Source organism: Chryseobacterium sp. SIMBA_038, from assembly GCF_046535115.1.
GTDB lineage: Bacteria > Bacteroidota > Bacteroidia > Flavobacteriales > Weeksellaceae > Chryseobacterium.
This window is the reverse complement of the sequence record NZ_JAWRXH010000123.1, coordinates 1-278: the sequence shown is the minus strand read 5'-3', so window position 1 is coordinate 278 and position 278 is coordinate 1. Positions and strand designations below refer to the sequence as shown.

The 278-nt window shown below is 69.8% G+C and carries 1 protein-coding gene; it reads right to left on the bottom strand.

Features of this window, described 5'->3' with window-relative positions:
* On the bottom strand, window positions 1-278 hold a 278-nt coding region (locus SB689_RS22960; RefSeq protein WP_410694373.1), incomplete at both ends, for a hypothetical protein.

Sequence of the window (278 nt, the reverse complement as noted above, 5' to 3'; positions counted from 1 at the left end):
ATCGCGGAACATGAATACGTAGCGCGCCTGTGCAAAGGCCTGCAGAAACACCTCGACCGCTCGGTTGCAGCGCGCCCGCAGCTTGATGACCGGCGCCCGCCCGTACGCAAGCGCGAGCCCGGACACTGCGGCGCGCACGACGCTCGGCCCCCAGCGCTGCAACGTAGCGAGCTCGGCGTCGTCATCGACGCAGGCGACGTTGGTCAGCACGTCCGGTTCCGAGATCGCCGGCTCTCCGGCGGCGGCCAGCAGACGCGACAGCAGCGTGGACCCGCAAC